Here is an 18,984-nt window from a genome sequence, read left to right as displayed (position 1 = left end):
TCTTGAAAGTTGAGTATCATGTCTTTGACCCTCGCCATCGTGGGGCGCCCCAATGTGGGCAAATCCACCCTGTTCAATCGCCTTGTGGGCAAGCGCCTTGCGCTGGTGGACGACCAGCCCGGCGTTACCCGCGATCTGCGTGAGGGCGAAGGGCGGCTGGGTGACCTGCGCTTTACCGTGATCGACACGGCCGGGCTGGAGGATGCCACCGACGACAGCCTGCAGGGCCGGATGCGGCGCCTGACCGAGCGTGCCGTGGACATGGCCGATGTCTGCCTGTTCATGATCGACGCCCGTGTGGGCCTGACCCCGACCGACGAGATGTTTGCCGAGATTCTGCGCAAGCGGTCCAAGCATGTGATCCTGGCGGCCAACAAGGCCGAGGGGGCGGCGGCGGATGCCGGTGTGCTCGAGGCGTACAACCTGGGTCTAGGCGAGCCGATCCGCCTGTCGGGTGAGCATGGCGAAGGCATGACCGACCTTTACGCGGCGTTGATGCCTTTGGCTGACGCCATGGAGGAAAAACAGCCAGAGGACGTTCCGCAAACGGATATCGATCTGGACGAGGATGGGGAAACCGAGGGCGAAGCCCCTGCAATTACGCCGGACAAGCCGTTGCAGGTGGCCGTTGTCGGGCGTCCGAATGCGGGCAAGTCCACACTGATCAACAAGATCCTGGGCGAAGATCGTCTTCTGACCGGTCCCGAGGCCGGCATTACCCGTGACGCCATCAGTCTGAAGTTGGATTGGGGTGGCACCCCCATGCGCATCTTTGACACCGCCGGTATGCGCAAGAAGGCCAAGGTACAGGAAAAGCTCGAGAAACTCTCGGTGTCGGACGGCCTGCGCGCCGTCAAGTTCGCCGAAGTCGTGGTTGTCCTGCTGGATGCAGCGATCCCGTTCGAACAGCAGGACCTGCGCATTGCCGATCTGGCCGAACGTGAAGGCCGTGCCGTGGTGATCGCGGTGAACAAGTGGGATGTCGAGGATAACAAGCAGGAGAAGCTGCGCGAGCTCAAAACCTCGTTCGAACGCCTGCTTCCCCAACTGCGCGGCGCACCTCTGGTGACCGTGTCGGCAAAGACGGGCAGGGGGTTGGAGCGGCTGCGTGATGCGATCCTGCGCGCCCACGATGTCTGGAACCGTCGGGTTCCCACCGCGGCCCTGAACCGCTGGCTGACCGCCATGTTGGAGCAGCACCCACCGCCAGCCCCCCAGGGGCGCAGGATCAAGCTGCGCTACATGACCCAGGCAAAGACGCGCCCGCCGGGCTTTGTCGTCATGTGCTCGCACCCGGACAAGATGCCGGAAAGCTACTCGCGGTATCTGGTCAACGGTCTGCGCGAGGATTTCGATATGCCCGGAACCCCGATCCGGCTGACGCTGCGCGGGCAGGGGGACAAGAACCCCTACAAGGGGCGCCGCAAGAAAAACGCGGGTGCGCTGGCCAAACATCTCAAGGGCAAGGCGTAACTGCGCCAATTTTCAGCATTTTCGGGCTTGGGGCGTGACAGCCCTCAAGCATCGCGCTAGCATTCGCATGCGTGCATTCATTTCGCGCGCGATTTGCGCGTGCCAGTGACGTGCAAAATTTCGCAAGGACTATTGAACCGGACCATCGTGGGGAGCGGGCTGGATGGACCTGAGAGAATATACGAGACAGTACGCGGTGCAGGACAATCGGCTGGCCGCGCTCAGCTATTTCGGGACGTTCGTGGTGTATTTCGCATCGCTGACGCTGGCGATCGTCTATGAGGATCAGTGGTTCATCATGATCCCGGCTGGGATCGTGTTCGCCTTTTCGGCAGTGCGTCTCTATGTTCTTCAGCATGATTGCGGTCATCATTCATTGTTCGAAACCCGACGGCAGAATGAATGGGCTGGCCACGTGCTGTCGCCGTTCACCTTCGCTCCGTTCGAAGTGATGAAACAGAACCACAATCTGCATCACGCGGGCATCGGCAATCTCGAGCATCGGGAGACCGGGGAAATCAACACGATGACCTTGCGGGAATGGAATGAAGCGGATTGGAAAACCCGTCTGTTCTACAGGCTTTACCGCAATCCCTTCATCCTGGTGCCGGTCGGGGCCCTGTTCACGTATTTCATCCGCTATCGCTGGCCCAAAAACACGGTGCGGTTCGGCGTCCGTGGGGTCGTGCTGCACAACTTGTCCATCGTGGTTTTCCTCGGGCTGTTGTATTGGATTGCTGGCATGACGGGCATACTCGTCTGGCTGGCCTTCTCGTTTCTCGGTGGAATGCTGGGTGTGTTTCTAGTGTATCTTCAGCACAATTTCGAGGACACCTACTGGGATCGCCGCCCGGATCTGGACCCGCAACTGGCTGCGCTTCAGGGCTCGTCAGCACTGGATTTCGGATGGTGGTTCGACAATGCGGTCGCCTGCATCACGCTGCATGACATCCACCATTTCAATGCCCGCATCCCGTCCTACCGGCTGCGCGCCTGTCACTACAACCTGCCACCTGAATACACACCCCGCCGGATCAAGTTTCCCGAGGCGGTGGCCGCGCTGAACCTGAAACTGTGGGATGAAGATGCCAAGCGGCTCGTTCCCTTTCCGCGGCAAGGTGAAACCGGTGAGCTGGCCCGGGGCAGTTAAAGGTGGTTTTCCGAAGGTTGTGCAGAGCAAAGCCTTGCCTTGCTGCCTGTCGGACGTAGTTTTTGAGTTGGATCGTTTAGGAGTTTTGGAATGACAGCGGTGACCAAGGTTCGCGGCATCGGAGAAGCACTTGGCCGCGCTCTCAACGACAATGGCTTCAAGACGGCCGAGGACCTAGCCAAGGCCAAGCCGGCTGCGCTGGTCGCCGTTCCCGGTATCGGAGCGCGCCGGGCGCCCGGATTGATCGCCGCCGCCAAACAGGCCACGTCCGGCGCTGCACCCGTGGCCAAGACCCGCCCACCGAAGGCCCCAACGCGCAAGACGGCGCAACCTCGGACCTCAGCTGCTGCGCGCAAGGCCGAAGCAGAGGCCAAGATGGCATCCGAGAAAGCCGAGGCAGAGGCCAAGGTGGCGGCTGAGCAAGCTGAAGCAGAGGCCAAGGCCCGGAAAAAGGCCAAGGCCAAAGCCAAGGCCGAAAAGGCAGCGAAGAAAAAGAAAGAGATGGAAGCGGCGATCTCGAAGGCGAAGGAAAAGATAAAATCCAAAGCCAAGTCGAAAAAAGACAAGAAATCCAAGAAGGAAAAAGAGACGGTCAGCGGTAAGTCCAAGAAAGACAAAAAGGACAAGAAGGCCAAGAAAAGGGTAAAGAAGTAGTCACTTCCTTGCCCTGATCCGAAGCAATGCGGTCGCGGCTGGGGTGACCGCTTTATCTTACGCCAGCGTGCCGTCAGCCTGCAGGGTCAGCTTGCCGCCAAGATACGGCGAAAGCACCTCGGGTAGGGTCACGGTGCCATCGGCGTTCTGGCCGTTTTCCAGAACCGCGATCAAGCAGCGCCCCACCGCCAGCCCCGATCCGTTCAGCGTGTGTACGAATTCAGGTTTGCCCCCGCCTTCAGGCCGGAAGCGCGCATTCATGCGACGGGCCTGGAAATCTCCGCAGGTCGAAACCGAACTGATCTCGCGATAGGTGTTCTGGCCGGGCAACCAGGCCTCAATGTCGAAAGTCCGGCGCGCGCCAAACCCCATGTCGCCGGTGCACAAGACGACGGTACGATAGGGAATGCCCAGCTTTTCCAAAATGCATTCGGCACAGCGCAGCATGCGCTGCTGTTCGTCGTCCGATTTGTCGGGATGCGTGACCGAGACCATCTCGACCTTTTCGAACTGGTGCTGGCGCAGCATGCCGCGCGTGTCCTTGCCGGCCGAGCCCGCCTCGGAGCGGAAGCACAGCGAATGCGCCGTGTAGCGGCGCGGCAGATAACTTTCTTCGATGACGCAATTGTTGACGATGTTGGTCAGCGACACCTCGGAGGTCGGGATCAGCCACCACCCCTCGCGGGTTTGGTAGCTGTCCTCGCCGAACTTCGGCAGCTGGCCGGTGCCCTGCATCATCTCGGAGAGCACCAGAACCGGGCCATTCACTTCGGTCAGACCGTTCTCGTTGGTATGTGTATCCAGCATGAACTGCGCGAGCGCCCGGTGAATGCGCGCCACACCGCCCGACAGCAGCACGAAACGAGATCCGGCCAGCTTGGCCGCAGTCTCGAAATCCATGCCGTTTTGTACCGAGGCGATCTCGAAGTGTTCCTTCGGTTCAAAGTCATAGTCCCGCGGCGTGCCCCAGCGTTTGACTTCGACATTGTCATTCTCGTCTTTGCCGTCGGGTACGTCCTCGGCCGGCAAGTTCGGGATGCGAACCAACTGGTCAGTCAGAAGGGCGTCGATATCCTTGGCCTCGGTCTGCATACGGGCGATTTCGGCTTTTTTCTCGGCCACAAGTCCCCGGAGACGCTCGAACTCGGCTTCGTCGCCGCGCGCCTTGGCTGCGCCGACTTCCTTGCTGGCCTTGTTCTGTTCGGCCTGAGCCGTTTCGGCTGCCAGAATCTTGGCCCGACGGCTTTCATCCAGGCGCAGCAGGTCTGACGATACCGGAGCTTCCCCCCGGCGCGCGAGCGCGGCGTCGAAAGCTGCTGGGTTTTCGCGAATTGCGCGGATGTCGTGCATAGGTCAGATCCTTGGCAAGTGAATCACTAGGCCCGCTTATGCACCATCTGACCGGCAGGGTGTAGCACCGGGTTGGAAAATCGGCCTAGTTGTCGGTGTCTTCAACCGCTTCATGTGCCAGTCGACCGTCCCAGGGATGGTTCGGGATCTTCAGCGCGGGCGGGTCGGCAACGTAGGACGGCGTCATGATCTGAACACCGTTCTCGTTGAACACCTCGACGATGTTGCGGTGGAGGTCGGACTTGATCCGCGGGATCGAGTTGCCACGGGTCGTGTAGGCGTTGATCTGGTAGTTGATCGCGTAATCGGCCAGCGCGGTCCACAGGACAAATGGCTCGGGGCGGGCGCGAAGGCCATCGGTACGGCGGGCTGCCTCGATCAGCATGGCTTCGACCTTTTCGGGGGGCTCTTCATAGCCGATCCCGACCGTCGTGTGCAAAAGCAGGCCCTTGCCGTCGGTCTGCTTGGAAAAATTGACCACGTCCGAGTTCATCAATTGGGCGTTGGGAATCGAGATCAGCTCGTTCTTGATGGACTTCAGGTGGGTTTCCATAAGTTTGATCTGCACGACATCACCGATGTGGTCACCGATCTGGATGCGGTCACCGATCGACGTCGACCGGCGATAGATTACGAACAGTCCAGCCAGCATGTTGCTGACAACCGAGTTCGCGCCCAGCGAGAGCATTGCACCAACCAGGATGGTCAGCCCCTGAAAGGCCGCCGAGTCCGAGCCCGGGATGTACGGAACCGCAAAGACAAGGGCGATCAGGATCACCACGACACGCGCGATGTTGAACGTGGGATTGACCCAATGTTTCTCGAAATCGCCCATGTCGAAAGTGCCGGCCTCGACCGCGTCGAAGAACACCCGCATGCCCTTGATGATGTACATCGTCACCCAAGCGATCAACGCCAGCATGATCATGTTCGGGATATAGCTGAGAATACCCCGGAAAATCAGCAGAACCGGTTCGGTCAGGTAGGTCAGCAGCAGCTGCGCAAAGTACCGCGACTCGGCAAATGCCAGCAGGACGAACGACAGATAGTAATAGAAACCCAGAAAGAAGATGATCAGCAGGCCAAAATTCAGCCCGTATCGGATCAGTGCGGCAATCGCCTCGGCCTGTACGCTCTTGGCGGTAGCTTCCTCAACGTCCCTCAAGTATCGCCGGACAAAGATCAGCGTGCGTCGCCGAACGCGCCTGTGCAGCCACAGGATCACCAGGACGAAGACGATGAACCCCAACGTCCACGCCGCCGCTTCGATCGCACCCGACACACGCGCCTCGTCCGTGCGGTTTGCCCGGTAAGCCATGATCGCGTCCCTGATGGCGTCGCCATGCAAGACCGTCAGGACGCTCAGTTCCATCTGCTCCAGCTCGGCATCGGCCTCGGTGACGATGGTGACCATCTGCCCGTCCGCCAGAATGCGGGTGCCTATCTCGGTGTCCTGATAGGTGATGTCGACATCCGTGGCATCCGAGGATTCGGCGACCTTGATGATCGCGTCCTGAATGTTTTCGGCCCTTTCCGGAGCGGGCAGGGCGCTGGAGCCTCGAATGTGAAACAAGGTGTCGCCGTCAACGATGACCGGAGCCATGAAGGTCTCGGCGGCGGCGCTGTCGGCTTCGGGTACGTCCTGCGGGGCATCCTGTGCCATGACAGGCACCGAAAAGGCCCAAGCTGCAAACAGCATGGACAGCAAAACACCCAATGGAAATGGGGCCTTGACGAAACTCCGCATGGGTCCTCCCTGACTTTGACTATACCCAAAGCCCCGTACCATCCTAGTGGATATCTGCGGTGTAATTCATCATCTTCGGGGATCGTGACACTGTCGCACGGCATGCCAAGTCGGGCATCGCTTGCAAAGGTTGATTTCAAAGCATAGTTTCCCGGCAAATTCGCGGTGCTCACTCCGCGACCTCAAGAAAAAAGGAATGTCCCATGGAAGGTGGCGCAATCGCCCAGTTTCTCCCGCTCATCCTGATCTTCGCGATCATGTACTTTCTGCTGATCCGTCCGCAGCAGAAGAAGATGAAGGAACATCAGGCCATGGTCGAGGCAGTGCGCCGCGGCGATCAGGTCGTCACTCAGGGTGGCCTCATCGGCAAAGTGTCGAAGGTCAAGGAAGGCGAAAACGAGATCGAGGTCGAGATCGCGGACGGTGTCCGGGTTCGTGTGGTCAAGTCGACCATCGCTCAGGTGCTGAACAAGACCGAACCGGCGAAGTAATTTCGCGTCGCAACTTCCTGAAAAGGCAGGGTAATGCTGCAAATTGATACCTGGAAACGGGTCCTGATCTGGCTGGTCTGCGTGGTTGGCCTGCTGATGGCCCTGCCGAACGCGTTTTACACGCGGGTCGAACAATCGAACGACGCCAAGGCCGCCATCGAACTGGGCATCGACACGCCCGAGATGCAGGCGCAAGCAGAACAATGGCCCGACTGGTTGCCGTCGTCATTGGTCAACCTGGGGCTTGATCTGCGCGGTGGGGCGCATCTGTTGGCCGAAGTTCAGGTTGGCGATGTCTACGAGACACGGATGGAGGCCATGTGGCCCGAAGTTCGTGATGCCCTGCGGGACGAACGGGCGACGGTCGGAACCATCCGCCGTCAACCCTCGGCCCCGGATGAGATTCGCGTTCGCATCAGCCAGCCGGACGGGATGCCAAGCGCTCTGGAAGCGGTGCGCGGGCTGGCCCGTCAGGTGCAGACGCTGACCGGCGTCGGTGCCACGGATATCGAAGTCAGCGCCGACGGCGACACCCTGATCGTAAAGCTGTCCGAGGCGGAAAAACTGGCCTCGGATGATCGCACGGTGCGTCAGGCTCTGGAAATCGTGCGCCGCCGGATCGACGAGGTTGGCACTCGTGAGCCGACCATCCAGCGTCAAGGCACCGACCGGATCCTGATTCAGGTGCCCGGGATCGGCAGTGCCAGCGAGTTGAAGGACATCATCGGTACCACGGCGCAACTGACCTTCAATCCGGTCGTGGCCCGCGGCACCGATCCGGACGTCGTGCCCGGCGTCGGTGAAGAGGTCGTGCCGTCGATCGACGAAAACGGCGTGTACTACACCATCGAATCCGCACCCGTCGTGACGGGCGAGGAATTGGTCGACGCGCAGCCTTCCTTCGATCAGAACGGACGCCCGGCGGTCAGCTTCCGGTTCAACACATCCGGCGCCCGCAAATTCGGCGATTACACCCGTGACAATATCGGTGCCCCTTTTGCAATCGTGCTGGATGACGAGGTGATCTCGGCTCCGGTGATCCAAAGCCATATCCCTGGCGGTTCCGGCATCATCACCGGCAACTTCACCGTCGAAGAAAGCACGAACCTCGCTGTTCTGCTGCGTGCCGGCGCGCTGCCGGCGGGTCTTGAGTTCCTCGAAGAACGAACGATCGGCCCCGAACTGGGCCAAGACAGCATCGACGCGGGTAAGGTCGCGACCACCGTCGCTTTTGCAGCAGTCTTGATCTTCATGGCGCTCAGCTATGGTCTTTTTGGCGTCTTCGCCAACATCGCTTTGCTGATTAACGTCGGGCTGATCTTTGGGCTGTTGTCATTGATTGGCGCGACATTGACCTTGCCAGGCATTGCCGGGATCGTCTTGACGGTCGGTATGGCGGTGGATGCCAATGTGCTGATCTTCGAACGTATCCGCGAAGAGCTGAAATCGGCCAAAGGCCCCGCTCGGGCAATCGATCTGGGCTATGAAAAGGCCCTGTCGGCCATCCTGGATGCCAACATCACGACCTTCATCACTGCCGTCATTTTGTTCGCCATCGGCAGCGGCCCGGTTCGCGGCTTTGCCATCACTCTTGGCCTGGGCATTCTGACGTCGGTCTTCACCGCGATCTTCGTGACGCGGCTGATGATCATCATGTGGTTCGAACGGCGCCGCCCGAAAACGATCGAGGTTTGACATGAGACTGAAACTCGTACCCGAAAACACCTCGTTCGATTTTTTCAGCCGCTGGCAGCTGTGGCTGGGCATCTCGGGCCTGATGATGGTCATCGCATTCGCTTCGTTCATGCTGCAGGGTTTGAACTTCGGGATCGACTTCCGGGGCGGTACCACGATCCGGACGCAGAGCACGCAGGAACTGGACGTCGGAGTTTATCGCGACGCCATTGCGCCGCTGGGCCTCGGGGATGTCACCATCACCGAGATCTTCGACCCGACGTTCGGGCCTGATGAGAACGTGGCCATGATCCGCATTCAAGCGCAGGACGGTGCCGAGTCTGTCACGGCCGACACCATCGCGGCAGTCGAAGGCGCCTTGCAGGCGGTAATCCCAGATATCCAGTTCGTTTCGGTGGAATCCGTGGGCCCGAAAGTCTCGGGCGAGCTGATCCAAACAGCTGTGATTGCTGTGGTTCTGGCGATCGGAGCGGTGCTGGTCTACATCTGGCTGCGGTTCGAATGGCAGTTCGCGTTGGGGGCGGTCGCCGCGCTGGTGCATGACGTGTTGCTGACGATCGGTATTTTTTCCGAGCTGCAGATCCGCTTCGACCTCGCGATTATCGCCGCGCTTCTGACAATCGTCGGTTACTCGCTGAACGATACCGTGGTCGTATTCGACCGGGTGCGGGAGAACCTGCGTAAATACAAGAAGAAGGACCTGAAAGAGGTGCTGAACCTCTCGATCAATGAAACGCTCAGCCGAACCGTCATGACCTCGGTCACCACGTTGCTGGCGCTTGTCTCGCTGTATGTGCTCGGCGGTGACGTGATCCGCGGGTTCGTCTTCGCGATGATCTGGGGCGTGATCGTAGGGACCTATTCGTCGGTTTTTGTGGCCTCGACCATCCTGCTGTGGCTGGGGGTCAAACGCGATTGGTCCAAGCCATCGAACACGGCCGGCAACCAGTTTGCCAATATTGATGCCTGATGTGTTCGGCCAATCCCCAACGGGATTGGCCGTCATCATTTTTGCAGCCCTCGCGGGTGGAATCGTTCGAGGGTTTTCCGGGTTCGGCACCGCGCTGATCTTTCTGCCGGTGTCGACGCCTTATCTTGGTCCGTTCGGGGCTTTGATCGCGTTGACCTGCATGGATGTCTTCGGGCCACTTCCCAATCTGCGCCGCGCCTGGGTTGATGTCGACAAACGCGATCTCGTGCGACTTGTCGTCGGGTGTGCACTTTTGCTGCCGGTCGGACTGTCGATATTGACCCGAGTCCAGCCTGAGGTTTTTCGCTACGCCGTCAGCCTCGTGACCCTGTTCATGCTGGTCGTGCTGATTTCGGGGCTGCGGTACAACGGCGAAGTCCGGCGCAACATGGTAACTGCCATCGGCGCTGCGGCCGGCTTTTTGGGGGGCGTTGCAGGCATCCCGGGTCCGGCGGTAATCCTGTTCTACATGTCTCGCCCGTTGCCTGTGGCAGTTGTTCGGGCCACGATCCTGCTGTTCCTTCTGGCCTTTGATTTTCTGATCTTCGGATATCTCGCTGCGTTCGGGCAATTGACCTGGTCAACGGTCGGGTTGGGGCTGGCGCTTGCCGTTCCGAATCTGGCAGGAAATTGGCTGGGCGGCTGGATGTTTCAGCCTGCCAGGGAACGGGTCTACCGCGTGATCGCCTATGCAGTCATCGCTGCTGCGGCCTTGTCGGGCTTGCCGCTTTGGGGATAGAAGATCACATGCGTCTGAACGAGATCACATATACCAACGCAGTTCCGATTGATGGCTATGGGCCGGGATTTTTTCGGATAGGCGGCGAGGTTCACGAAGGCAGTGTTCTGACAGGCCCCGGGGGCACCGGACCTTGGGGCGGTTTCACGGACAGCGAGAGCCTTCTAGGGCTGGCCAATCAGGTTGATGTTCTGTTCATCGGCACCGGCGCTGATCTGTCTCACATACCATCTGATTTGCGGTCGACCCTCGAAGAGGCCGGCATCGGGGTCGAGATCATGAACTCGCCCGCCGCCTGCCGCACCTACAACGTGCTTTTGTCCGAGGGGCGCCGTATCGCTCTGGCCCTGTTGCCGGTCTGACCGCTTCATCTGGCCCCTCACATCCCACCCCGCCAAAAGGCCCTGCGGCAAATCCGTCCTTTTTCCCCCGCAACCAATCGGATAAGCGGGTCTCATGACACTGACCGTGACCGACCTTGCCATCGCCCGAGGGGGTGTGCCCGTGCTCGAAGGCCTCAGTTTCGCGCTGCCCCCGGGCAAGGCGCTGATCCTGCGCGGCCCGAACGGGATCGGCAAGACCACCCTTCTGCGCACGCTGGCCGGTCTGCAACCGCCGCTCTCGGGCCGGATCGAGGGGGCCGAAGACCGGATCGCCTATGCCGCCCATTCCGACGGGCTGAAACCCACCCTGACCGTGACCGAGAACCTGACCTTTTGGGCCTCGGTCTTTGGCACGCGTGACATACAGCCGGCGCTGGAGGCCTTCGCCCTGAACGAACTGGCCGATCGTCACGCAGGCAACCTGTCGGCCGGCCAGAAACGCCGCCTGGGTCTGGCCCGAATGCTGGTGACCGGCCGACCGATCTGGATGCTGGACGAACCCACCGTGTCACTGGACAAGACCGCCGTGGCAATGTTCGCCGATGCAGTGCGGGCGCATCTGGGGCAGGGCGGCTCGGCCCTGATTGCCACCCATATCGACCTGGGTCTCGATGGTGAGGTCCTGGATGTCGGCCCCAACAAGGCGCGCCCGAAGGCGCTGGATGACTTCGACGGAGGCTTCCTGTGATCGCCCTGCTGTTACGTGACCTGAAACTGTCCTTCCGCGCGGGGGGAGGGTTCGGCCTCGGGCTGGCCTTCTTCCTGATCGTCACCGTTCTGGTGCCGTTTTCGGTGGGTCCGCAATCCTCGCTGTTGGCGACCATCGCGCCGGGGGTGCTGTGGCTGGGCGCATTGCTGGCCTGCCTGCTGTCGCTGGATCGCCTGCTGGCACTGGATTGGGAGGATGGGTCGCTCGATCTGCTGGCCACCGCGCCGCTGCCGCTGGAATCGGTGGTCACGATCAAGGCGCTGGCGCATTGGATCACCACCGGCCTGCCGCTGGTGCTGGCCGCGCCGGTGCTGGGTGTGCTGCTGAACCTGCCCGGCCCCGGTTTTGGCTGGCTGGTCGTCTCGCTGCTGATCGGCACGCCCGCGCTCAGCGTGATCGGCACCTTTGGCGCAGCCCTGACCGTGGGGCTCAAGCGCGGCGGCCTGCTGCTGTCGCTGCTGGTGCTGCCGCTATATGTGCCCACGCTGATCTTCGGGGCCGAGGTCGCGCGCCGTGGTGCCACCGGGATGGAGGTCCAGACCCCGCTGCTGATGCTGGCCGGGATCACCGCCGCCACGGTCGCCCTTCTGCCTTTTGCCAGCGCGGCGGTGCTGCGCATCAACCTCAGATGATTGGGGCACGTTGACCGATGTCAATTGAGAACGCCCCCGACTCGGACTAGATAAGGCCCATGTCGATAGCAGCCAAAGCCAACGCCCTGTGGGAATACGCCAACCCGCGCAAGTTCCTCGCCACCAGCGAGCGGGTTCTGCCGTTCTTCTGGATCAGCTCGGCCCTGTTTCTGGTCGTCGGGCTGGTGTGGGGGTTCTTCTTCACGCCGGATGACTACAAGCAAGGGTCGACCGTCAAGATCATCTACCTGCATGTGCCATCGGCGCTGATGGCCATCAATTGCTGGCTGATGATGCTGGTCACCTCGCTGGTCTGGCTGGTGCGTCGCCACCATGTCAGCGCGCTTGCCGCACGCGCCGCAGCGCCGATCGGCATCGTGATGACCCTGATCGCACTGGCCACCGGCGCCATCTGGGGGCAGCCCATGTGGGGCACCTGGTGGGCCTGGGATCCGCGCCTGACCTCGTTCCTGATCCTGTTCCTGTTCTATCTGGGCTACATCGCCCTGTGGGAGGCGATCGAAGACCCCGACACGGCGGCGGACCTGACTTCGGTCCTGTGCATCGTGGGCTCGGTCTTTGCCATTCTCAGCCGATATGCGGTGAATTTCTGGAACCAGGGCCTGCATCAGGGCGCATCGGTGATGCGCGCAGGTGCGATCACCGGCACGGACACCACCGAGAAGGTCAGCAACGTGTTCTTCTACCCGCTGCTGACTTGCATCATCGGCTTCGTGCTGCTGTTCATCGCGCTGGTCCTGTACCGGACCGGCACCGAAATCCGCGCGCGGCGCATCAAGGCGCTGCTGGCACGGGAAAGGGTAAACGGATGATGCCTGATCTGGGGAAATACGCCGAGACGGTTCTGTCCTCCTACGCGGCCTCGATCGTTTTGCTGGTGGCGCTGGTGATTTTCAGCATCCTGCGTGGTCGCAAGGTCCGGGCCGAGATGGAAAAGATCGAACAAAGGATGTCGCGCAATGGCTAAGATCTCGCCGTTGATGATTGCTCCGCCGCTGATCTTCGGCGCCTTCGCCGTGCTTGCGGCCATTGGCATGTTCCGCGAAGACCCCAACGCGCTGCCCTCGGCCCGCGAAGGCCAGCCCGCGCCGCCCGTTGTTCTGGCCGAGTTTCCTGGCAAACAGGGGTTCGACGACGCAACCCTGCGCGACGGCCAGGTCAAGCTGGTGAACTATTGGGCCAGCTGGTGTGCCCCCTGCCGTGCCGAGCATCCGAACCTCGAGAAACTGGCGCAGGAAGGTATTCCGGTCTACGGCGTCAACTACAAAGACAAACTGGCCAACGCCGACGCTTTCCTGAGCGAACTGGGTGATCCTTATGCCGCCATCGGGCGCGATGAAAATGGCCGCATGGGATTGGACTGGGGCGTCTACGGCGTGCCCGAGACCTATGTGATCGACGGTGACGGCACGATCATCCTGCGGTTTGCCGGCCCGATCACCCAGCGCGTGATCGAGAGCACTATCCGACCCGCATTGGAAAAAGCCGCCGCGCAGTAACGCCGAGGCTAAAGGCGATACCCGCCAGAGACGGTCAGCACCTCTCCGGTGATAAAAGACGCGTCTTCGGATGCGAGGAAGCGAACTGCGCGCGCGATGTCTTCGGGGGTGCCAACACGCCCCAGCGCGGTGTTCTGAACGAACAAGTCGGTCAGATCGTCGGGCCTGGGGGCTTCGGGGATGTTGATCGCTCCGGGTGCCACCGCGTTGACGCGAATGCCGTCCGGCCCCAGTTCTTTCGCCATGGCGCGGGTCCACAGGTTCAGCGCGGCCTTGCTGGCCCCATAGGTCGCGGCGTCGCGCGGGGGAAGCTGGGCATTGACTGACGAGATACTGACGATCGACGCTCCCCGCTGCAGGTGAGGCAACGCGGCAGCCAGCAGCGCGGCTGGAACCAGCAGGTTGAGATCAAGAATGGCCCTGTGGTCCTTTCGGCTGAAGCTGTCCTTCGGCGTGGCCTGAACCAGCCCGGCATTGTTGATGATCACATCCAGCCGCCCGAACCTGTCGATGACGCGGCGCACCACGTCTTCGGGCTGGCTTTCCTGCGTCAGATCGCTGTGCAGGGTCAGCGCCTGCCGGTCATCGGGCAGGGGGTTCGGTTCGGTTGTGTGCCATGTCAGGGCCACCTGATGATCTGCGGCCAGATCAACCGCGATGGCGCGGCCAATTCCGCGAGCACCACCCGTTATCAAGGCAACTTTTTCCATGCCCCCAGCAGATCGCTTATCTGCACGGAACACAACGCGATTGTGGCTAGACCTGAAATGAAAAAGGGCGCCCGTTCGGGGCGCCCTTGCGTTCTTGGCTTTGTGCCGGCTTAGCTGGCCTTGGCCAGGTTCCGCAGCACATAGTGCAGCACGCCGCCGTTTTCGATGTATTCGATCTCGGGTGCGGTATCGATGCGGCACTTGAGCGTGATGGTCTTCTCGGTCCCGTCTGCGTAGGTGATGGTGCATGGCACCTCTTGCAGCGGCTGGATCGTGTCCAGACCGTGGATCGAGAAGGTCTCGTCGCCTTTCAAGCCCAGCGTCTTGCGGTTGTCGCCGGCGGTGAACTCGAACGGGATGACGCCCATGCCCACCAGGTTCGAGCGGTGGATACGCTCGAAGCTTTCTGCGATCACGGCCTTGACACCCAGCAGCGCGGTGCCCTTGGCCGCCCAGTCCCGCGAGGAACCGGCGCCATACTGCTCGCCGCCGATCACGACCAGCGGAGTGCCTTCTGCCTGATAGGCCATTGATGCGTCATAGATCGAGGTCTGCTGCCCATCGGGGCCTTTGGTGTAACCACCCTCGACGCCGTCCAGCATCTCGTTCTTGATGCGGATGTTGGCGAAGGTGCCGCGCATCATGACCTCGTGGTTGCCACGGCGCGACCCGTACGAGTTGAACTCGCGCGGTTGCACCTGGCGCTCCAGCAGGTATTTGCCCGCGGGGCTGGTGGTTGCAAACGAACCAGCCGGCGAGATGTGGTCGGTGGTGACCATGTCGCCCAGAATGGCAAGAACCTTGGCGCCTTCGATGTTCGAGATGGTGCCCGGCTGTGCCCCCATACCCTGGAAGTAGGGCGGGTTCTGGATATAGGTCGACGTCGGCGGCCAGTCATAGGTCTCGGCATCGGTGGTTTCGACCGATTGCCATTTCTCGTCGCCCTTGAAGACATCAGCGTATTTCGACTGGAATGCCTCGCGGGTTACGGTTGCCTCGACCAGTTCGGCGATCTCTTTCTGGGTCGGCCAGATGTCTTTCATGTAGACGTCGTTGCCGTCCTTGTCCTGACCGATCGGTTCCGAGGTCAGGTCGATGTCCAGCGTGCCGGCCAGCGCATAGACAACCACCAGCGGCGGCGAAGCCAGGTAGTTGGCGCGCACGTCGGGCGAGATCCGGCCTTCGAAGTTGCGGTTGCCCGACAGGACCGAGGTCGCCACAAGGTCGCCCTCGGCGATGGCTCCCGAGATCTCTTTCTGGATCGGGCCCGAGTTGCCGATGCAGGTGGTGCAGCCATAACCAACGAGGTTGAAGCCGATCTTGTCCAGATCTTCCTGCAGGCCAGCGGCCTCAAGATATGCGGATACGACCTGCGATCCCGGGGCCAGAGAGGTTTTGACCCACGGTTGGCGGTTCAGGCCCAAAGCCGCCGCCTTGCGTGCGACAAGGCCCGCACCGATCATCACATAGGGGTTCGAGGTGTTGGTGCACGACGTGATCGAAGCGATCACGACCTTGCCCGATTCCATGGTGTAGTCTTCGCCTTTGACCGGCACTTCCTTGCCCATCGGGCGCTTGAAAGTGTTTTCCATTTCCTGGCGGAAGGCAGCCTTGGCGTTGGTCAGGGGCACATAGTCCTGCGGACGCTTGGGACCCGAGATCGCCGGAACGATGGTGCTCATGTCCAGCGTCAGGGTGTCGGTGTAGACCGGGGCATAGTTCTCGTCGCGCCAGAAACCGTTTTCCTTGGCGTAGGCTTCGACCAGCGCGATGCGGTCCTCGTCACGGCCAGTGTTGCGCAGGTAGCGCAGGGTTTCGTTGTCGATCGGGAAAAAGCCGCAGGTCGCGCCGTATTCGGGCGCCATGTTGGCGATGGTTGCACGGTCGGCCAGCGGCAGACGGTCCAGGCCTTCGCCGTAGAATTCAACGAACTTGCCCACCACGCCCTTGGCGCGCAGCATCTCCACGACCTTCAGAACCAGGTCGGTGCCGGTGGTGCCTTCGACCATCTCGCCGGTCAATTCGAACCCGATCACTTCGGGGATCAGCATCGAGATCGGCTGACCCAGCATCGCGGCCTCGGCCTCGATCCCGCCAACGCCCCAGCCCAGAACGGCCATGCCGTTGACCATGGTGGTGTGGCTGTCGGTGCCGACCAGCGTGTCGGGATATGCGACTTCTTCGCCGTTCTGGTCGGTGTCGGTCCAGACGGTCTGGGCCAGGTATTCCAGGTTCACCTGGTGGCAGATGCCGGTGCCCGGCGGTACCACGCGGAAGTTGTTGAACGCGCTCTGGCCCCATTTCAGGAACTGGTAGCGCTCCATGTTGCGCTCGTATTCGCGGTCCACGTTCATCTGGAAGGCGCGCGGGTTGCCAAATTCATCGATCATGACCGAGTGGTCGATGACCAGATCGACGGGGTTCAGCGGATTGATCTTCTGCGGATCGCCCCCCAGCGCCTTGATGCCGTCGCGCATCGCGGCCAGGTCGACAACGGCCGGAACGCCCGTGAAGTCCTGCATCAGCACGCGGGCAGGGCGATAAGCGATCTCGCGCGGGTTCTTCCCGTTGTTGGCACCCCATTCGGCAAAGGCCTTGATGTCATCGACCGAGACCGAAAAACCGCCGTCCTCGAACCGCAGCATGTTTTCCAGCACCACTTTCAGCGCGGCGGGAAGCTTGGAGAAATCGCCCAGGCCGGCCTCTTGCGCGGCGGGGATCGAGTAATACGAGATGGACTTGCCATTCACGCTCAGGCTGCGGCGTGTCTTGGCGGTATCCTGTCCGACTTTGATGGGCATCTGTGGCCTCCCTCTCAAATGACGTGGAATTGGGATTCGCTGAGCGGTATCTGCATCACCATGGCCTGCGGTTCAAGGTCCAACAGGGCGGGTGCGGCAATTTTTGTATACCATTGCACACATTTTTGCGGATTGGCGCCGAAACCTGTCTCAAGAAACCTTGATTGGCGCTTGATCCGGTGGCGGAGTACACCGGTGCTTGCACGCCCCCTCAAACCGAGAGTGAAATGAAAAGATCAGCCCTGACCACAGTTCTTGCGTCCGTGTTCCTGTCGGCGTCTTCAGCCTGGGCGGACGGCCCGGTAGTGGTCGAATTGTTTACCTCGCAGGGGTGTTCGTCCTGCCCGCCGGCAGATGCGATCATGCACGATCTCGCCAAGCGCGACGACGTGATCGGCTTGGCGCTGCACGTGGACTATTGGGACTACATCGGTTGGAAGGACGAGTATGCCGATCCGGCGCATACGGACCGTCAGCGCGCCTATGCGCGGCGCGGCGGCCGTTCGATGATCTATACCCCTCAGATGGTGATCAACGGACAGCAGGATGTCGTTGGTGCCAAATCCCGTGACTTGAACCGATTGATCGACGCGCATTTGACCGCTGCGCCCACCGCGTCGGTTTCGGCGCAGAGGTCCGGGAACACGGTTACGGTCCGTGTTGCTCCGGTCGATCTCGCCGCCGCGGAAAACTATGACGTGGTGGTCGTGCAATACACGCCCTTGCGCCACGCGTCGATTCGACGGGGCGAGCTGGCCGGACACGATCTGGACTACGCGAATGTCGTTGAGGAATGGCACGAAGCGGGCCGATGGAACGGGTCGGCTGAACAGGATTTTCAGATCGAACTGTCTTCGGACCTGCCCGCGGTGGTTCTGATTCAGAGCACCGGCAATGGCCCGATCATCGCCTCAACAAGGGTGAAGTAGAGGGCGGCTCAGGGCATGTCCTGAGGCTGCACACCCAGCCCATTCCAGGCTTTCCACCGTCGGTGAATCCAGAACCATTGGCCCATGTGTTTCCGCACCATGCCTTCGAGGTCATCGTTGATGAATTGGGTCATGGTCTTGGGGTCCGTATGGGGCACCGGATCATGCAAAACGATCTCGAAATCGATACCGTTGGCTTGGCGCACCGCATAACAAGGAATGAGAACGGCATCGTATTTCATTGCCAATTCCGCGTTCAAAACCGACGTGACTGCGGGTTTGCCAAAAAACGTCAGCTCTTCACCGCCATGGGCGTGCAGGTCCGATACGATGGCGATGATGCCGCCCTTCTTGAGGGACCGAACCATTTCCACCATGCCGCGCCGGCCTTGTTCGAACATCGGCTCTCCGGTTTTGTGGAAGGCGTCGACATACATCTCGTTGAAATACGGATTGGCCATGCGGCGGTACAGGCAGCCAATCGGCTTGCCGCTGCGCGCCTGCAATGCGATCCGCGCAGCAAGGTAGTGGCCGAAATGTGCGGTGATCATCATCACCGGCCGACCTTCGGCCACCGCTTGTTCAAAGGCGGCGATTCCTGAACCTGATACTTTTGCGTTCTTCTGCCGTTCAGTGAAATCCTCGGGCGAGAAGTGTTCCATGATCGCGCGGCCTGCGTTATCGGGCACTGCACGGCAAATGTGTTTCACTTCGGTCTCGGGCAGGTCAGGGCAGGTCAGTTTCAGGTTGCTGCGCACGCGTTTGGTGAACCCAACCGCCGGAGCCAACCCGCGCACGAACGCCCCCATCGTCGCAATGCGCCGCTCATAGGGCAAAAGACGCATTGCGCCGATCATGCCTTTCAGGAACAGGTTGGCGACATAGTATTGACCAAGCTCAAAACGGCTCAGTTCCGACTTTTCGACGGGCATCGGGGGATCTCACCGGGTGTTGTGAATTGCGGATTCAGACATACAGCCGGCGCGCAACAACCACAAGTATTGTCCCGATCCCGGGTTCTACGGCATCCG

Annotated in this window: 19 protein-coding genes; 14 read left to right on the top strand and 5 right to left on the bottom strand. The window is 60.9% G+C overall.

Annotated features, from left to right (window positions below; translation table 11 throughout):
• The first annotated feature begins 18 nt into the window (after window positions 1–18).
• From der to ACR0NY_RS04735, 3 genes are all read left to right on the top strand, one after another.
• Entirely contained in the window at window positions 19–1,473 is a 1,455-nt protein-coding gene (der, locus tag ACR0NY_RS04745) for a ribosome biogenesis GTPase Der (RefSeq protein ID WP_170338000.1), read from the top strand.
• Window positions 1,474–1,636: 163 nt separating this feature from the next.
• Entirely contained in the window at window positions 1,637–2,623 is a 987-nt protein-coding gene (locus ACR0NY_RS04740) for a fatty acid desaturase (RefSeq protein WP_170338002.1), read from the top strand.
• Window positions 2,624–2,713: 90 nt separating this feature from the next.
• Complete coding sequence (locus ACR0NY_RS04735) at window positions 2,714–3,277, top strand: helix-hairpin-helix domain-containing protein (RefSeq protein ID WP_170368666.1); 564 nt, start codon at window positions 2,714–2,716, stop codon at window positions 3,275–3,277.
• Between the two features lie 57 nt (window positions 3,278–3,334).
• On the opposite strand, the gene serS is transcribed toward ACR0NY_RS04735, so the two are convergent.
• Both serS and ACR0NY_RS04725 read right to left on the bottom strand, forming a co-directional pair.
• On the bottom strand, window positions 3,335–4,627 hold the full coding sequence (serS, locus tag ACR0NY_RS04730) for a serine--tRNA ligase (RefSeq protein ID WP_170368665.1): 1,293 nt from the start codon (window positions 4,625–4,627) through the stop codon (window positions 3,335–3,337).
• Window positions 4,628–4,712: 85 nt separating this feature from the next.
• Window positions 4,713–6,374: a mechanosensitive ion channel family protein gene (locus ACR0NY_RS04725; protein WP_170338008.1), complete on the bottom strand. Its 1,662-nt coding sequence runs from the start codon at window positions 6,372–6,374 to the stop codon at window positions 4,713–4,715.
• Window positions 6,375–6,577: 203 nt separating this feature from the next.
• Here ACR0NY_RS04725 and yajC point away from each other — a divergent pair, with 203 nt between their 5' ends.
• The 10 genes from yajC to ACR0NY_RS04675 all read left to right on the top strand — a co-directional run bounded on the left by yajC (window position 6,578) and on the right by ACR0NY_RS04675 (window position 13,513).
• Entirely contained in the window at window positions 6,578–6,865 is a 288-nt protein-coding gene (gene yajC / locus ACR0NY_RS04720) for a preprotein translocase subunit YajC (protein WP_093962445.1), read from the top strand.
• Between the two features lie 33 nt (window positions 6,866–6,898).
• Window positions 6,899–8,560, top strand: a complete 1,662-nt coding sequence (gene secD, locus ACR0NY_RS04715) for a protein translocase subunit SecD (RefSeq protein ID WP_170338009.1) — start codon at window positions 6,899–6,901, stop codon at window positions 8,558–8,560.
• A 1-nt stretch (window position 8,561) separates the two neighbouring features.
• Window positions 8,562–9,530: a protein translocase subunit SecF gene (gene secF, locus ACR0NY_RS04710; protein ID WP_170368664.1), complete on the top strand. Its 969-nt coding sequence runs from the start codon at window positions 8,562–8,564 to the stop codon at window positions 9,528–9,530.
• Window positions 9,523–10,269, top strand: a complete 747-nt coding sequence (locus ACR0NY_RS04705) for a sulfite exporter TauE/SafE family protein (RefSeq protein WP_170368663.1) — start codon at window positions 9,523–9,525, stop codon at window positions 10,267–10,269. The genes secF and ACR0NY_RS04705 overlap by 8 nt, the downstream gene beginning before the upstream one ends.
• A gap of 8 nt (window positions 10,270–10,277) precedes the next feature.
• Complete coding sequence (locus tag ACR0NY_RS04700) at window positions 10,278–10,631, top strand: Mth938-like domain-containing protein (protein ID WP_170368662.1); 354 nt, start codon at window positions 10,278–10,280, stop codon at window positions 10,629–10,631.
• A gap of 94 nt (window positions 10,632–10,725) precedes the next feature.
• A complete protein-coding gene (gene ccmA, locus ACR0NY_RS04695) occupies window positions 10,726–11,340 on the top strand; it encodes a heme ABC exporter ATP-binding protein CcmA (protein ID WP_170358704.1) in 615 nt (204 codons plus the stop codon).
• Window positions 11,337–11,993, top strand: coding sequence for a heme exporter protein CcmB (gene ccmB / locus ACR0NY_RS04690; protein WP_093962439.1), 657 nt, complete (start codon window positions 11,337–11,339; stop codon window positions 11,991–11,993). The genes ccmA and ccmB overlap by 4 nt, the downstream gene beginning before the upstream one ends.
• Window positions 11,994–12,052: 59 nt before the next feature.
• Window positions 12,053–12,826 carry a heme ABC transporter permease gene (locus ACR0NY_RS04685; protein WP_005982368.1) on the top strand — a complete coding sequence of 258 codons (774 nt, stop codon included), beginning with the start codon at window positions 12,053–12,055 and terminating at the stop codon, window positions 12,824–12,826.
• Window positions 12,823–12,981, top strand: a complete 159-nt coding sequence (gene ccmD / locus ACR0NY_RS04680) for a heme exporter protein CcmD (RefSeq protein ID WP_170368661.1) — start codon at window positions 12,823–12,825, stop codon at window positions 12,979–12,981. The genes ACR0NY_RS04685 and ccmD overlap by 4 nt, the downstream gene beginning before the upstream one ends.
• Window positions 12,974–13,513 (top strand): DsbE family thiol:disulfide interchange protein, encoded by a 540-nt coding sequence (locus ACR0NY_RS04675; RefSeq protein ID WP_170368660.1) that lies wholly within the window; start codon window positions 12,974–12,976, stop codon window positions 13,511–13,513. The genes ccmD and ACR0NY_RS04675 overlap by 8 nt, the downstream gene beginning before the upstream one ends.
• Window positions 13,514–13,521: 8 nt before the next feature.
• On the opposite strand, the gene ACR0NY_RS04670 is transcribed toward ACR0NY_RS04675, so the two are convergent.
• Both ACR0NY_RS04670 and acnA read right to left on the bottom strand, forming a co-directional pair.
• Entirely contained in the window at window positions 13,522–14,223 is a 702-nt protein-coding gene (locus ACR0NY_RS04670; protein ID WP_170368659.1) for an SDR family NAD(P)-dependent oxidoreductase, read from the bottom strand.
• 110 nt (window positions 14,224–14,333) lie between these two features.
• Window positions 14,334–17,024, bottom strand: a complete 2,691-nt coding sequence (acnA, locus tag ACR0NY_RS04665) for an aconitate hydratase AcnA (protein ID WP_170368658.1) — start codon at window positions 17,022–17,024, stop codon at window positions 14,334–14,336.
• A 227-nt stretch (window positions 17,025–17,251) separates the two neighbouring features.
• On the opposite strand from acnA, the gene ACR0NY_RS04660 reads away from it, so the two are divergent.
• Window positions 17,252–17,953, top strand: coding sequence for a DUF1223 domain-containing protein (locus tag ACR0NY_RS04660; RefSeq protein WP_170368657.1), 702 nt, complete (start codon window positions 17,252–17,254; stop codon window positions 17,951–17,953).
• A gap of 8 nt (window positions 17,954–17,961) precedes the next feature.
• Here ACR0NY_RS04660 and ACR0NY_RS04655 read toward each other — a convergent pair whose 3' ends face one another.
• Window positions 17,962–18,885: a lysophospholipid acyltransferase family protein gene (locus tag ACR0NY_RS04655; RefSeq protein ID WP_170368656.1), complete on the bottom strand. Its 924-nt coding sequence runs from the start codon at window positions 18,883–18,885 to the stop codon at window positions 17,962–17,964.
• Window positions 18,886–18,984 lie beyond the last annotated feature (99 nt).

This window comes from Ruegeria sp. BJ5, from assembly GCF_056537865.1.
This window is presented reverse-complemented; position numbering and strand designations above follow the sequence as displayed.